This is a genomic window from Mariniflexile sp. (assembly GCF_052728615.1).
Window position 1 is genome coordinate 175,336 of sequence record NZ_JBFVFE010000002.1, and the last position, 15,505, is coordinate 190,840.

The 15,505-nt window shown below is 36.6% G+C and carries 12 protein-coding genes; 7 read left to right on the plus strand and 5 right to left on the minus strand.

The genetic code is table 11. The annotated features are described in order from the left end of the window. Positions 1–196 precede the first annotated feature (196 nt). Together ACU1LP_RS02040 and ACU1LP_RS02045 are read left to right on the plus strand one after the other, a co-directional pair. The gene (locus tag ACU1LP_RS02040) at positions 197–643 is read left to right on the plus strand and encodes a hypothetical protein (RefSeq protein WP_445735421.1); all 447 of its coding nucleotides are present in this window, start codon (positions 197–199) and stop codon (positions 641–643) included. Continuing rightward, on the plus strand, positions 604–1,209 hold the full coding sequence (locus tag ACU1LP_RS02045; RefSeq protein WP_445735422.1) for a helix-turn-helix domain-containing protein: 606 nt from the start codon (positions 604–606) through the stop codon (positions 1,207–1,209). The genes ACU1LP_RS02040 and ACU1LP_RS02045 overlap by 40 nt, the downstream gene beginning before the upstream one ends. A gap of 9 nt (positions 1,210–1,218) precedes the next feature. Here ACU1LP_RS02045 and ACU1LP_RS02050 read toward each other — a convergent pair whose 3' ends face one another. Then, positions 1,219–1,938, minus strand: a complete 720-nt coding sequence (locus ACU1LP_RS02050; RefSeq protein WP_445735423.1) for an SOS response-associated peptidase family protein — start codon at positions 1,936–1,938, stop codon at positions 1,219–1,221. 209 nt (positions 1,939–2,147) lie between these two features. On the opposite strand from ACU1LP_RS02050, the gene ACU1LP_RS02055 reads away from it, so the two are divergent. Further along, positions 2,148–2,777, plus strand: coding sequence for a hypothetical protein (locus ACU1LP_RS02055; RefSeq protein WP_445735424.1), 630 nt, complete (start codon positions 2,148–2,150; stop codon positions 2,775–2,777). A gap of 10 nt (positions 2,778–2,787) precedes the next feature. Beyond that, on the plus strand, positions 2,788–3,435 hold the full coding sequence (locus ACU1LP_RS02060) for a PRC-barrel domain-containing protein (RefSeq protein ID WP_445735425.1): 648 nt from the start codon (positions 2,788–2,790) through the stop codon (positions 3,433–3,435). Between the two features lie 182 nt (positions 3,436–3,617). Here the strand turns inward: ACU1LP_RS02060 and ACU1LP_RS02065 are convergent, their stop codons facing one another. The 4 genes from ACU1LP_RS02065 to ACU1LP_RS02080 form a co-directional block, all read right to left on the minus strand. Next, positions 3,618–5,597, minus strand: a complete 1,980-nt coding sequence (locus ACU1LP_RS02065; RefSeq protein WP_445735426.1) for a beta-N-acetylhexosaminidase — start codon at positions 5,595–5,597, stop codon at positions 3,618–3,620. A 68-nt stretch (positions 5,598–5,665) separates the two neighbouring features. Next, the gene (gene nagB / locus ACU1LP_RS02070) at positions 5,666–7,594 is read right to left on the minus strand and encodes a glucosamine-6-phosphate deaminase (protein ID WP_445735427.1); all 1,929 of its coding nucleotides are present in this window, start codon (positions 7,592–7,594) and stop codon (positions 5,666–5,668) included. 99 nt (positions 7,595–7,693) lie between these two features. Further along, the gene (locus ACU1LP_RS02075) at positions 7,694–9,271 is read right to left on the minus strand and encodes a RagB/SusD family nutrient uptake outer membrane protein (RefSeq protein WP_445731361.1); all 1,578 of its coding nucleotides are present in this window, start codon (positions 9,269–9,271) and stop codon (positions 7,694–7,696) included. Between the two features lie 4 nt (positions 9,272–9,275). Next, positions 9,276–12,386, minus strand: coding sequence for a SusC/RagA family TonB-linked outer membrane protein (locus ACU1LP_RS02080; RefSeq protein ID WP_445735428.1), 3,111 nt, complete (start codon positions 12,384–12,386; stop codon positions 9,276–9,278). Positions 12,387–12,679: 293 nt separating this feature from the next. Here ACU1LP_RS02080 and ACU1LP_RS02085 point away from each other — a divergent pair, with 293 nt between their 5' ends. From ACU1LP_RS02085 to ACU1LP_RS02095, 3 genes are all read left to right on the plus strand, one after another. Continuing rightward, a complete protein-coding gene (locus tag ACU1LP_RS02085; protein WP_445735429.1) occupies positions 12,680–13,678 on the plus strand; it encodes a sensor histidine kinase in 999 nt (332 codons plus the stop codon). Positions 13,679–13,740: 62 nt separating this feature from the next. Then, the gene (locus ACU1LP_RS02090; RefSeq protein ID WP_445735430.1) at positions 13,741–14,463 is read left to right on the plus strand and encodes a LytR/AlgR family response regulator transcription factor; all 723 of its coding nucleotides are present in this window, start codon (positions 13,741–13,743) and stop codon (positions 14,461–14,463) included. 223 nt (positions 14,464–14,686) lie between these two features. After that, complete coding sequence (locus ACU1LP_RS02095; protein ID WP_445735081.1) at positions 14,687–15,439, plus strand: acyltransferase family protein; 753 nt, start codon at positions 14,687–14,689, stop codon at positions 15,437–15,439. Positions 15,440–15,505 lie beyond the last annotated feature (66 nt).

Here is a 15,505-nt window from a genome sequence, read left to right on the forward strand (position 1 = left end):
AATTGTGCGTGGAAAATCCCCAAAAATACTGTGTGTCCCATAAATGGGCAGGTTTTAGCACATTATCAAAATTCCATAATTCAAAAACGTTAAGTAAAACTTCAAAATCGATAAACAAAGTTGGGGGTTTGTAATTCCTTTGTGAACCCTTAATGCCCATCGCACCTATTAATTTATACTAATACAAAACGCCGACTTGAATAAGGAAATTTATATTGACCACGCCATAGGGCAGGAAACCGCTAAAAAGCTGGCCATTTTTTTCAAGGGTGATTTAAAAAGTAATTATGGGGAAAACTTAATCTCATTTAACAACGAATTCGGAAAAGGCAAAATCCGGGTGGTATCTTTTGATTATGGCATGTCGCTTTTAAGTTATGACGTTAATTTTTCACAAGATACTACCGTGCAAATTTTATTTAAGGATCCGGTTCCAATCGATTTTTTATTTCTTACTTCCGGTAAAATGTCTTTCAAAACGGATAAGTCCAAAGAAATACTGATAGAGAGTTATCAGAATGTTATAGTGCGGTATAAATTAGATACGCCCACTACCTATAAAATGAAAGCAGGTAATTTGATACGGTTGAACATTATTCAAATTTGCCCAGATTTTTATTTGCAGAAAATGGGCATTATGTAGAGCTGTTGCAGCCCGATATTAAAAGGATTTTCCTTACCAAGGATACCTCGCAAATCTATCATCATTTTGGAAACTTTAATTTAAAAATTGCAGATTACGTTCGGCAACTTAATTATTGCGACCATAAAGGAATGGTACGCTCATTGATAATTGAAGGATGCGTTAATATTATTTTGGCACTTCAATTGGCAGAGCATGAAAATTTTGCCGAAAACAAAAAGCTTCCGGAATCATTGAGTAAGGAGGATATTGTGAAGATACAGAAAGCCGCAGAGATGATTCAAGAGCACATACACGAAAATCTATCTGTTGGTAAGTTGGCTGCCATGGTACAACTCACACAAGCCAGATTGCAAATTGGCTTTAAGTTTTTGTACCAAAAAACAGTCAATAATTACACCAAGGAAATAAAGCTGCAAGCGGCTCATAATTATTTGATGAATTCCAACCTAACGGTTTCGGAGGTTGTATATAAAGTGGGATATAGCAGCAGAAGCTACTTTACCGAAATATTTTTTGAGCGTTTCGGGATCTTGCCAAATCAGTACAAAAAGAATTTCAAATAAAAACCGGCACTAATAGCATGGATTAAATTGTGGTAACAGCACATCCAAAGAATGTTTTTTGTTTTTGAAAACTTCCTTGGAAACTTGATAGGTTATTAAATCGGTTTCATCTACCTCCAGTTCCTTGCTCATCAAAGTGTCAAATGAAAAGTCTTTCCCCAAAAATCCGGAATAGTGTTCCTCTTTAATAATTGCGGGGATTGAAGTCTCCATACTGTTTTCTGTATGGGTAGCTGTATGTGTTAAAATGCTAAAAGTGATAAACCCATCTGCCAATATGTTATAAATGCCCGCAAAGCAGAAAATGTTTTGATGTTTCGCGGAAACATAATAAGGGTACAAAGAGTGATTGTTTAAAATAGATATAAAAAACCCGGTAGCAATTACCAAACATCTTCTATGCAACAGGGCATCCCTTAACCAGAGCGAATGTTTTAAAGTTTCCTTTTCTGTGTTTAGGGAATTGTAGGTGGCCTGAAAAGGTTTCCACGAATCTTCATAATTTTCAGGTAAGATGCCCCAAATACCAAACTGGATTCTACGGGGCGCGTTTGTGGTAATGATGGCCATAGAAGACTCTTTCAAGCCATTTATTACCGCTTTGGGCGCATACAAAAAATTATGATCAAACTTGGCATTTAGGGCCAATTCAATTTCGGGGACGGATGCTATGTTGGAAATCCGTGTTAACATATTCCTAAAATTAATATAACCGTATTTTATGTACATGCTCTATACATAAAAATTATTGCCTTTAAAGCAATAATGCTATTAAAATTTAATTTGCCCGTTTGGGAATTCATTTGACCTTTATTCTTATTTAGGTTAAAAAAAATATTAATTGAGCTAATACAATCCATGGTTAAAAATTAGTTTTACCTAGCAGAACCTATAAGTTTAGGGTTTGCAAAATAATATTAACTTAAAACAAACCAATTATGGCAGAGATAAAAATTGAAAAGAAATCACCTGTGTGGCCTTGGGTTTTACTCGTGCTTGCTATTGCAGTAGTTATTGCGTATGTTGTATATAAAACTTCTGAAGACAATACCTATGAAGAGAACGTTAATATCGAGAACATAGATGGAACAAATACCCTTGATGAAAACGGCACTGCCAATTATGATGACACAAATCTTGATTCCAACTACAACAGTTCGATGATGGAATTTGATGAAGCGGTAAAAGATTCGGCTCGAATAGGTAAAGATTCCGCATACACCAAGTCTGCAATGCACAAGCTTATCCACACGGTTGTTCTGAAAGCAGATCAAAACAATCTGGAATCTTCAAATGCATTGACAAATTTGAAGAGTTATGCAGATAACGGGATGTCGGTAACGAAAGATTTGAATATTTCAAAAAATTTAAAATCGGTGAGTGATGATGTAACCTCGGTGATCCAAGCCATTCAAACCAAAAATTTTCCAGACCTTAAAACGAATGTATCGCAGTTAAGGGAAATCTCCAATAAATTAAACAATACGACACCTTTGGAGAAGCAGCATAAAAATCTGCGAGAATTTTTTATGAGGGCTAAGGACGTATTGAATTCAATGAACCCATAAAACTAAGATCATGGCAGAAAACAGAAAACACCTTTATTATATGAGCGAGCTTTCCGATTACAAAATATCGGATGGATACCCAGACGTAAGAGGATGGGATGTAAAAGACATTGATAATCGAGTTATTGGTAAGGTGGATAACTTACTGGTTAACAAAGAGGCACAACGTGTGGTATATCTAGACGTAGAAGTGGATACGAGCATTATTGATGCGAAACACGATCCTTATGGACGCCCTATTAACGATGACGTGAAGGAATTTGTTAATAAGGACGGAGAAAACCATATCATCATTCCCATCGGGCTGGTCGATTTGAATGACGATTCCAATTATGTATATACCGATAGGATTGACCATCGTACATTTTCCGAAACCAAGCGGTATAGAAAAGGGGATAACATTCCGCGCGATTATGAAACCCAGGTACTCGATTCCTATGTTAAAAAACCCACCGATTCCATAAGCAGGAAGCCAGACCATAAGCTAGATGAAAATAGAATCCGGGAAATTGTGAGGGAGGAAATAAGAAATTATCATGAAGGTTTGGGCAACAAAGAAGCTCATTATTCCGATGACGATATGGATTATAACGATGGATTCTATGATAGAAGCGAGTTTGACGATAAGGGTTTTAGGAGGCGGCCCCCTAGTTCTTAAATTTAAGTTGGTTTAGGTAAGCATTAAAAGAATTTTAAAAGGGATTTCCTGTTAAAAGGTTATCCCTTTTTTGTGGAATGGGATATTGCTGTTTAAATGAGTTCTTAGCATGTTATTTGATTTTCCAATAATTTTAATGCAGTAATAGACTAGATCCTGATTTATTTGAAATTTATTAAAAATTAAGGTGTCAAATAATTCTGCTCCAAGTAATTAAATAATTTTTCCAATGATTCAACAATTGCCAATTCCACATCTTGATAAGGCAGTTTTAAGGCATCCGAAGTTGTTTTTAAAATCTTTAAATTATTTGGCGTGATAGATTTGTTTTTGAATGCAGCCAGTAATAATTCGGAGGTTTTTGATAGGTTATTAGATAGAGGTTCTAAAGGTTTTAACTTGGGGTTCATATCTATTTTTTGAAATAAATCATGGTTTTTTGACCATTTTTCAAGCATTTCCATGATAACTCCATAGTCCTGATTGTTTTGGTTTTTTAGATAATTTGAAACGCTGTTATTAAATGAATCCGCATCTTCGGCATCCGCAGTACACGCATCAGCAAATAATGTAAATGGCGAATAGGTTTTATATTCGGTGCCATCTTGGTTTCGTTGATATATTTTTAAGGGTTCACATATTTTCGATAAATCGATTAAAGCCGAAATGTTTTGGTTATTGGTCATCATTCTAAAAATAACATCCCTATTTTTAATATGGGTTAATCCTAGTTCTTCCAATTTATAGCTCACGTCTTTTAAACGACGCTTCATGTTCTCCACATCATTTACTTCTTGTTTGGACCATAAACGTTCTGCAATGGCAGCGGTTCTGGGCCATATTCTAGAATCTATGGTAAGCGGTGTAACCAATTCACTCCACATAGTCGCTTCCCCACCTAAAATGTTAGCACGCTCTGTATCTGTTAATTTCACATCTCCAATAGGTTCGATACCGTAATGATAGGCTACCGGCTGCATCCTGTCAATATAAAAACCATTGGATAGCACCGTTTTGTAACCTGCTTTTGCTGCACTAATTAACGTGCCACCTTTAGACAGCCCTTCGTTTTCCCCGCGCCATGAATGGACCAATGCGGTTTTGGGCATATTTGGCGTCATAATTTCATCCCAACCCATCAATTTTTTACCCAATTTATTGAGGATTTTTTCTAATTTAATATTGAAATAAGTTTGCAGATCATGATTGGTTTTTAACTTATTTGCTTTTTTAAATGCTTGAATATCTTTGTTTTCACCCCAATGTTTGCCCGCATTTTCATCGCCTCCAATATGAAAATAGTCGTCTGGAAATAAAGGGGTCATTTCGGTGAAGAGGTTTTCCAAAAAAGTATAGGTACTGTCTTTTATGGGGTTTAACGTGGGATCAAAAACACCCGAAAACCGTTCAGTAGTATAGGTGTAATTATCCTTACTTCCCAATTCTGGATACGCTGTTAAAATAGCGGTTGCATGCCCGGGAACATCAAATTCCGGTACCACACGGATTCCTAAATTGGAAGCATAAGCAACGACGTCTTTTATCTGTTCTTGGGTATAAAACAAGCCATCTGAAGTCAATTCGTGTAATTTTGGATATACTTTTGATTCTACTCTAAAACCCTGATCATCTATTAAATGCCAATGGAACACATTCATTTTAACCGAAGCCATGGCCCTTAAATTTCGCTTTAAAACATCTACCGGCTCAAAATGGCGCGCCACATCTATCATAAGGCCTCTCCAAACAAATCTTGGGGCATCGGTTATGGTAACGCCCGGAAAATAGTAGTTGGATTCATTATTGGTTGTTAACTGCAATAGGGTTTCCAAACCCCTTAATGCACCCACATCCGTTTTTGCATGCAGTTGAATAGTTTCGTTGTTTACATTTAAAGTATAGGATTCATCGTCGTTAATGGATAGTTTTGAAATGGTTTCAAATGAAATTTCAATGGTTCCTTTGCCCGTTTTAATAGGAAAACCTTCATTAATAAAAATCCCCGTTCTATCGGTAAGTCGTCTTATAAAATTAACAGCGGCATTGTGAACGCGCCCTTGGTCTGCACCAATAACGGAAACCGTGATGTTGCTATTTATTAAAACCTTGGCATTGTTTTCACTAATTTCTTTGGGCCACGGCATTAAATTATATTTCAGCATCAAATCGTTTTGCGACCGACTGCTAAAAACAACAAAAAATAGAATCAAAAATATATATTTCCCCATGGTTAAAAATGGTATCTTTTAAAAGCTTCGATGGCAGCATAATCTGCCAATCCTAAATCATTATACTTTTTGGCGGTCAATCGGTTTCTATCTTCTACACGTACCCAAAATTCCCTAGAATCATCGCCTTGAAACATCACCCCATCTTTTTGCGACTGGTGGTAAAAAATAGCATGGCGTTTTTTTAGCACTTGGTCCGGACTCATAGGCACCGCCATTTCAATTTCGTAAGATTCCCATTCGTGCCAGGCGCCACGGTATAACCAAACCCAACAATCGTCCATATAGCTGTTGTGTTTTAGTTTTTCCAAGGATTCAAATAAGGCATCTAAACATACTTTATGCGTTCCGTGTGGATCTGCCAAATCGCCCGCAGCATAAATTTGATGGGGTTTTATATGGGCAATGATGCTGCACATCATATCTATATCATCTTGAGATAAGTTGTTCTTTTTGATAGTGCCTGTTTCGTAAAAAGGCAAATCCAAAAAATGGACATTTTCATCATTTAAACCTAAATATCTGGTGGCCGCCAGCGATTCACTTCTACGAATCAATGCTTTTAATTTCCGTACTTCCTGTGAATCAACATCATTCCCAGTTTTTTTATTTAAGGTTTCAATTACTGCATCAGCTTCTTTACAATCTGGACTCAGGGATTTGGATATTTCGGCAAATTTTAAAGCTTCTTCATCAGAAACCGCAATATTTCCCGAAGTTTGGTATGCAATATGAACGTCGTGCCCTTGTTCTACCAACCTCTCAAAAGTACCGCCCATAGAGATTACATCGTCATCAGGATGCGGGCTGAAAATGATAACCCTTTTTTTAGGGATATTGGCACGCTCGGGCCTGTTGGTATCGTCGGCATTCGGTTTTCCTCCGGGCCATCCGGTAATGGTATGTTGTAAGGTATTAAACATTTTTATGTTTAAATGGTAGGCCGAACCTTCTTCTGTTAATAAACCGGACATGCCATTATTATTATAGTCCTTGTCAGTTAATTTCAGGAAGGGTTTCCCGGTTAATTCACTTAACCACACTACCGCTTTTAATTTTAAAGTGTTGGTCCACACACACGAAGTGACAATCCATGGTGTTTTTATCCGTGTTAATTCCGATGAAGCACCTTGATCTAAAACAAACGTGGTATTGTTGTGCTCTTGCAAGTAGGTTGCTGGAACTTGTGGGGTAATTTCTCCCTCAATGGTTTCCTTTAAAATTTCTGCTTTGTTTATTCCCCATCCCATCAACACAATACGTTTCGCACTTCTAACGGTGCCAACGCCCATGGTTATGGCCTTTCTGGGTACGTTGCCGATTCCCAAAAAAGAGGGGGCAGCATCTGCACGTGTGATATGATCGAGTGTGATACTTCTTGTGCCCGAATTAAAATGGGAACCAGGTTCGTTAAACCCGATATGGCCGGTTCTTCCAATACCCAATAGCTGAAAATCAAGACCACCAAGTGATTTAATTTTCATTTCATAATCTATGCAATATTGGTATAGATCTTCGGTACTTATGGTACCGTCTGGAATGTTAACGTTTTCTGGTAAAATATCTACATGGTTGAACAAATGTTCGTGCATGAAATAATAGTAGCTCTGGATATTGCTTTTATCCATGGGATAATATTCATCCAAATTAAATGAGACCACATTGGAGAAGCTTAATCCTTCCTCTTTATGCATTCTAACAAGTTCTTCGTAAACTTTTATGGGTGAAGATCCTGTGGCTAACCCCAGTATGCAATTTTTATTGGCTTGTTGTTTTCTTTTAATTAAGTCGGCTATTTCTCTTGCGACAATTAAGGAACCTTCGTTTGAAGAATCTACAATCACATTATGTATTTTTTCATAACGTGTTTCTTCGAATTTTCCAGGCTCTTTATAACTTATATCCGTGTAGTTCGAAACATCTACGCTCATAATATGCTTTTATTTGAATTCTTTATTAAAAACAAGCGGAACAACTACTTTCCGCTTGTTTTGTCAACTAAACTGAATAATATGAAAAAACTATTGTTCTTAAAAATTCGGGCCTGTTTTATCCCACCACAAACGGGTGCCACCAGTGTCCGGTCCACCTAAGTAACCCACAGCTGCGGTTACATTGGCGCCATTGGTGTTAATTTCGTTTTCAACAAAATTTATTCTTCTAATTTGTGTATTGGTATTTATAGTGCCGCCGCTATTGTTTACAACAACGGGGAACAATCTTGGATATCCTGTACGTCTAAATTCACTCCATGCTTCTTGGCCATCGGGGAACATAGCAATCCATTTTTGGGTAATGATTTGTTCCAATTGTTCTTCATTGGTACCTGCCGCATTATAAGCTATTTTTACGGTACTGGCATAAGGAATGTTATTAACAGCATTTAAAGCATCCACAAAATTGGCAGGGACACTCGTATTATCAGCTAAATAGGTGGCAACACCAGAAACGCCGTGTTGGGCGAATGAAGCGGTAACACCAGCATCATAATTTGTTTTTGCAACACCAGCCCCGGCCCAACCTCTTAAAGCAGCTTCGGCTTTTAGGAATAATACCTCGGCAGAAGTCATCCAAGTTATGGTTTGCCCGTCGATAACACTGCCAATTGATGAATGGTCTAAATATTGGCCTTTGGCGCTAATATCGATTCCCATTCTAATGCCTTTATAATTGCCAGCTAAGGCAGGATTTGCAGAAGGGTTAAAATAAGTTTCGATCCTGCCATCATTATATCCGGTTAAAATAGATTCCATTTCGGCACCCATTCTAATATCGCCCCAAGAGCCACTAATAACTGAAATAGGGTGCGGAAAGCCCGTGTTAATAACCATGTTTTCAGCTACCAATAAACCGGCATTGTTTGCTAAAGCCAATTCTCCTTGTGTCTTGGCCAATGTTGGATTTATTTTAGAAACGCGAATGGCCAATCGCAATCTTAAACTGTTTGCAAATTTTCTCCATTTAGCAATGTCACCTGCAAATGCAGACATATCGAATGGTGCAAATTGAACGTCGCTTACAAAAGGTTCCAACCCGTCTATGGCAGCTCCTAAGTCATCAAAAAAAGCTTGGTAGGCTACATCTTGTGGGTCGTACTCTCCTGTGGTAGCAAAATCGTTAAACTTAGTATATCGAATGGGCCCATAAATATCAGACACCCGGTGCATAGCGGTAACCTTAATAATGTTTGCTAAATAAACAAATTTAATTCCGGTAGGATCACCACCCAATTCTACTGCATTTTTTACGTTTAATGCTTGTGGCATTATGTTTCCGTAGGCATCAGACCAAGGGAAACCGTTCCACCCGTTCACCAGGGCATACGTCATGTTATTTACGTTCCCTGCAAATGGTGTTGGTGGGGTCATGTAACCTGAAAACACATCACCCATAAGGTTTTGTTGCAATTGGTAATTCCATGCGGGTGTTACATTGAACACATTTAAAAACATGGGGCCATATTCATTGCCCACGTTATTGTTCATTTGGGTAAGACTCTCATCAGTAATACCGTGCGGATTGGTATTGATGGCTTCAAAGTCACCAGTACAATTCACTAAGCTAACTGTTACAAGAGCAATTAGAAAGTATTTTAATATATTTTTCATTTTCTTAGAAATTTACGTTTATGTTTAATCCTATACTTTTTGTAGATGGTTGCCCATAGATATCAACACCTTGTAATCCAATACCGGTACTTGCTGCAATATTCGGGTCGAAGGGTGCATCTTTATAGATGAAGAACAGGTTATTGGCAATTAATGATAACCTAACAGATTCAAAGAATTTACTAGCGTTAGGAAGGGTGTAAGCTATGGAAAGTTCTCTTAAACTAACATTGGTAGCATCATACACATATTCTCCTAATAAACCGGCTCTACCACCCGTTTTGGTGTAGTAATCCTGTGCGGTCATTTGCGCCGCGGTTCCACCGGTGGTAATTACATTTATCATGCCGTTATTAGCATTTCTTGCATCGGCTGAGGCTTGGGATACCCCATAAAAATCGTTAATAGCCTCGGTAACACTTACAACATCACCTCCAAATTTCCCATCAATTAAGAAATTGAAAGAGAAGTTTTTATAGTCAAATGTATTGCTCCATCCTAAAGTAAAATCAGGTTGTGCCTGTGCAATGGTTTCAAAATCGGTGGTTTCAATAGTAAAATTTCCCGAACCATCATCAGTTACAAGAGGTAAACCATTGGCACTTCTTTTAATGGAACGCCCTCTGATACTACCAAAATCTTCACCTTCAACTAAAGAATAGCCGTACCCATTAACACCAGGTGCCGTTAAAATAGCTTCGCCGTTATCAAGCGATGGGTGTACTGATACAACTTTGTTTTTGTTGGAAGCGAAGTTTACTATGGAGTTCCATTTGAAGTTGTCATTTACAATAGGTTTTCCGTTTAGCACGAGTTCGATTCCTTTATTGGAAATTTCACCAGCATTTACAATGTTTTGAACATAGCCTTGAATGTTAGGTTGTGCCGCTATAAAGAATATTTGATTTTCGGTGGTTGAACTATAGTAGGTCAAGTCTATACCTAACCGGTTTCCAAGAAAACGCCATTCCGTACCTACCTCAAACGATTTTTGTCTTTCAGGTTTTAAAGTTTCACCTTCTCTTGGTGCAAACGTAGCTTGATTGGCAGAACCTATGTTGCCACCAGAACCTGTAGTGCCGATGGTTCTTAAAGGAATGGTTGCATAAGCTGGAATGTCTTTACCTACTTCAGCATAAGAAGCGCGTACTTTAGAGAATGAAACGGATGCTGGCATCTTGAACATTTCAGATAAAACACCTGTTAAACCAACCGATGGATAAAAGAATGAACTGGATGCTGTGTTAACCAATGTGGAAGACCAATCGCTTCTTCCTGTAACATCTAGATATAACATGCCTTTATAACCTATGTTGGCAGCACCAAAAACAGATTGGACCTCACGGTTGGATACTTTTTGGGCAATGCCGTTTGAAGATTCAAAATTGGCAATGGTAAATTCGTTAGGGAATCTTAAACCTTCTTGACCGGAATCCAAAAGGATTTGGTCACCTGTTGAATATTTAGTAAGACTCGTTCCTAAGGTCAATCCAAATTCTAAGTCTTCAGAGAAATCTTTTGAATAGTTAGCAATCAAGTCTAAATATTGTTGCGTGTTTTCTGTTTTTTCAAGAATGTATCTTCCTGTGTTTGGAGCAAAAGTTAAATCGCTACCGGCGTACAATCTTTTATCGAATGTGAAGAATGATTTATCCAAACTACCACGCGATTGCAATGATAAATTATCAGTAATTTGATATTTAGCACTTACGCTAGCCAATACTCTTTGGGCAATATCCTTACTGCGGTTGCGGTTTATTAGCCAATATGGGTTTTGTTGGATGTTTTCATCAAAAGACGTTGCATATTGGTCCATCATATTGGTCGCCGTATTAAAATATTCAAACTTATTCTTATAAGTATTCAAATCAATTCCAACAGGGTTTAAGTATAAACCTGTTAATGGATTGGAGTATAATCCGTTGGTTGGTCTGTTCCAAATTCTTTGGTCAGACAAACTAATGTTTGCAGATACTTCCATTTTATTATTAAGAAAAGCAGCTGTTTCGCGTAAGTTTAAAACGTTTCTGTTCAATCTGTTTTCTGGCATCACACCGTTTGCAGAGGTATTGGCGAACGAAAAATAGGTTTGTGCCTTTTTTGTGCCAGAACTTAATGAGATGGACTGTGTTGAGGTGTAACCGGTGTTAAAAAAATCATCAACCGTATTGGTCAAGCCACTCGCTTTTGCGCCCCAAGATTTTGGGTTTGTTACTCTACCATTTTCTGTTACAGGTTGCCCTACCGATAACGATTGGTATTCCGTTTGAAGTTTTGGTAATGACATAACATTATCAACAGTAAAAGTTGAATTAAAATTTACTTTAAGCACGCCCTCTTTACCGCTTTTTGTAGTGATCAAGATAACCCCATTCGCACCTTGGCTACCATATAAAGCAGCTGCAGAGGCACCTTTAAGTACCGTCATACTTTCAACATCATCTGGATTGATAAGCGATGTAATGTCTCCACCATCCCTGTTTCCGGTTTGGCTACCAAAAATACTGGTTCCTGGTTCTTCCCCGTTTTGTCCATTTCCGCTGTTAAGCATCGGGATACCGTCAATAACATACAGTGGGTCGTTATTGGTGGTGGAAGAGTTTCCTCTTAAAACAACTTTAGTAGCACCACCTACACCCGATGAGCTTCTGGTAATAGTTAAACCAGCCGATTTTCCAGACAAACTATTAATAGGGTTGGTTTGTTTTACTCGGGTTAAATCCTCGCCATTCACATCTTGTGCTGCATAGGTAAGTGTTTTTCTTTCCTTTTTAATCCCCAATGCCGTTACAACCACTTCATTAAGTGCTTCTGCATCCTCAGATAATTGTACGTTAATAACATTGGAAGCTCCTACGGTTACTTGTTCTGAAGACATTCCAATGTATGAAAAATTCAATACTTCGCCAACAGAAGCTGTTAACGAGTATTTCCCGTCAAAATCTGTTTGGGCTCCTTTGGTAGTACCTTGAACCAATACATTCACCCCTGCAACTGGTATGCCGTCGGTTTTAGAGGTTACTGTACCTGTTATCTCTTTTTGCTGTGCAAAACATATTTGTACAGTTAATAATAAAAAAGAAAACAAAAACAGTGTTCTTAAAGTTTGTTTCATAATTTGAGTTATTTAGTTAAATATTTGAATCAATATTATTTATTAAAAAATTAGTTTTGAAAAAAAATATCCAAACGACATGATTTTGCCCATAGACAACAATAAATGGGCGATAAGTGACTTTGGCAAATAAAGAATCAACAATATAATTGTTATTTTGATATTATATTCCTAAAATTGCTTCATATCCCATGGTATATTATTAAAATTTTCAACTTAAAAAAGAAGCTATTTATCTATTCAGTAAAAATACACGTCAAACCATACCCATAGAATACCATGTTTTGTTTTGGTTGGGATATTTTACTTTCAATGTGGTGAGATGGGGCAGTTATTTTGATGATTACTGGTATTCGTTAAAATCAAATTTAGTAGAGTTCCCAATCCATATTATCGTCGTGTACATTAATGTGTATTATTTGATACCTAAATTTATTTTAAGAAAGAAATTCCAAAAATACATAGCTTCCATAGTTTTAATGCTCATTTTAGTGTATTTGGTTAGAACGGGGCTAAATTACCTGTTGGTAACTAAAGAGATATGGCCAGAAGCCGAAGAAGCCGGCAAGTTTCTTGAAACCAACCATATCATAGCGGTAGTTTTAGGGGAGCTATACGTTCTTGGGTTTGTAACTGCCATTAAATTATTGATAGATTGGCCTATTGAGCTTAAACGAAATGAAGATTTGGCGAAACTGCAATTAAGTACCGAATTGAAATTTTTACGAACCCAAATACAGCCTCATTTCTTTTTCAATACCTTAAATAACCTATACGCTTTAACGTTGACAAAATCTGATGAAGCACCAAAGTTGGTCATTAAATTATCCGATTTAATGCAATACGTTTTATATGAAGTAAAGAGTTCTAAAGCCAGTTTGCTTGAAGAAATCAATCATTTAAATAACTATATAGATATTGAACAGATTCGATTTAAAGATAGAATTGATCTGGAAATGGATATTACCGGAAACATTGAAGATGTGGTGGTGCCGCCTTTAATGTTTTTAAACTTTGTTGAGAATTGTTTTAAACATGGTTTGAAGGAAAACGACACAGTTAAAATTAATATGAGCTTTGAAGTGTCAAAGGATAATTATTTGGAATTTAGACTTTCCAACAGTTTTAACCCAAATACAAATCAAGAAACCAAACAAGGCATTGGAATTATGAATACCGAAAGACGTTTGAAGTTGTTGTTTGCAAACAATTTTGTGCTTCAAACCCATATAGAAGAGGATACATACAACCTGTTTTTAAAAATACCCGCACAAATAAGCGAAATTGATTAAAGTTTAATATTACTGATTGCTTTTAATAAGAATACCATATTATTACATAAAAACAGAAGCAGATGAAAATAAAATGCGTTATAATAGATGATGAACAATTAGCTATTAGTGTCATTGAAAATCATTTAAAGAGTTTTGACCCTTTTGAGGTTGTTGGCACGTTTAACAATCCGTTAAAAGCCTATGCTACTTTAGAGAAGGAAAAGGTAGATGTTATTTTTTTGGATATCAATATGCCACAAATGACGGGGTTTTCTTTTATCGAAAATCTGAATTCCAAACCTTTAATAATAATTACAACGGCTTATAGGGAATATGCAGTAAAAAGTTTTGAGCTAAACTTATTGGATTATTTGGTAAAACCCATTCCGTTCGATAGATTTTTAAAAACTGTCAACAAAGTCTATCAGCAATTATATAGCAATTCCGCTGCTGGAGATACTGGTTTACAACAAGAACCCCATATATTTTTAAAAGTAGATAAAAAGTTGTTGAAAGTGAATTTGAACGATATTCTGTATGTTGAAAGCCTTAAAGATTATATAAAAGTTATTACGAAAATTGGCGATTATGTGGTTCATAAATCCTTGACTGCCATAACAGAAGAATTACCGTTGTCCAATTTTTTAAGGGTGCATCGGTCATACACTATCTCAATCAATAAGATTTCCGCTATTGAAGGTAACACCATTGAAATAGCCAATAGAAGAATACCCATAGGAAGAAATTATTTGAAACAAACCAAAGAGCGCATTTTAAACACAAACGAGGATTCAGAAAGCTAAAAAAATGCATACTACAATAGCTTCTTCTAAAGCGGACAAAAGGTATTATATTTTATTTCCATGTTACAACATCATTTTATATTATGCGTTTTTTGGGCATAAATGAAGGCTGAAAAAAAGTATTGAAAGTTTTTAATGATTAAGAGAATAGAATCTGTAGATATTTTACGTGGCTTTACCATAGCAGCCATGATTCTTGTTAATACCCCTGGTTCATGGAGTGATGTATGCCCCGTTATTACATGCGGAATGGCACGGATTGACACCTACCGATTTAGTGTTTCCGTTCTTTTTGTTCATTGTGGGTATTTCCATTTATTTCGCTTATAAAAACAAAACGGGTTCACAAACTACTTATAAAAAAATAGCTATTAGAAGTTTAAAACTTATTGGTTTAGGGCTGTTTCTCAATTTGTTTTTGCCCTATATGCCATTTGTTTCTGATTTGGAAACTTTACGGTTTCCGGGAGTTCTTCGAAGAATTGGTATGGTGTTTTTTATTGCAGCCATCTTATATTTAAATTGCAATTGGAAAAGTCTCCTTGGTATTTCTGTCTTTATTTTAGCGGGTTATTGGTTGTTTTTGGGCTTTGTACCATTACCAAGTGGGATGTCGCCCACTTTTGATAGAGCCCCTAATAATTGGGCAAATTATATAGATTTGAATATCCTTGGGAAACACTTGCATCAACCAGATTATGATCCTGAAGGTCTCATCAGTACACTGCCCGCTATTGTTACTTGTATTATTGGAATTTTGATAGGTAAACTTTTGGACGGACCCTCCCACATAAAATTTTTGTTTCTTGCTGCTTTTGGGTTATTGGTTTCAGGTTATTTGTTTCATATGGTTTTTCCCATAAACAAGGCACTTTGGAGCAGTAGTTTTGTTTTGGTCACCAGTGGCTATGGCACGTTGATTCTCGCTATTATTTATTATCTAAAAGATAAGTACATGACAAAATTTGAAAAATAAATGTTATATAACTAATTGTCAGCAGTTTAATAATCTCATGTGTTCCAGACCTGTCAGGTTTTAAAA

Excerpts from the sequence above, each read along its gene's own strand:
- ACU1LP_RS02050 (WP_445735423.1), bottom strand. The coding sequence starts at position 1,938 with ATGTACATAAAATACGGTTATATTAATTTTAGGAATATGTTAACACGG.
- ACU1LP_RS02055 (WP_445735424.1), top strand. The coding sequence starts at position 2,148 with ATGGCAGAGATAAAAATTGAAAAGAAATCACCTGTGTGGCCTTGGGTT.
- ACU1LP_RS02060 (WP_445735425.1), top strand. The coding sequence starts at position 2,788 with ATGGCAGAAAACAGAAAACACCTTTATTATATGAGCGAGCTTTCCGAT.
- ACU1LP_RS02065 (WP_445735426.1), bottom strand. The coding sequence starts at position 5,597 with ATGCTGAAATATAATTTAATGCCGTGGCCCAAAGAAATTAGTGAAAAC.
- nagB (WP_445735427.1), bottom strand. The coding sequence starts at position 7,594 with ATGAGCGTAGATGTTTCGAACTACACGGATATAAGTTATAAAGAGCCT.
- ACU1LP_RS02075 (WP_445731361.1), bottom strand. The coding sequence starts at position 9,271 with ATGAAAAATATATTAAAATACTTTCTAATTGCTCTTGTAACAGTTAGC.
- ACU1LP_RS02080 (WP_445735428.1), bottom strand. The coding sequence starts at position 12,386 with ATGAAACAAACTTTAAGAACACTGTTTTTGTTTTCTTTTTTATTATTA.
- ACU1LP_RS02090 (WP_445735430.1), top strand. The coding sequence starts at position 13,741 with ATGAAAATAAAATGCGTTATAATAGATGATGAACAATTAGCTATTAGT.
- ACU1LP_RS02095 (WP_445735081.1), top strand. The coding sequence starts at position 14,687 with ATGTATGCCCCGTTATTACATGCGGAATGGCACGGATTGACACCTACC.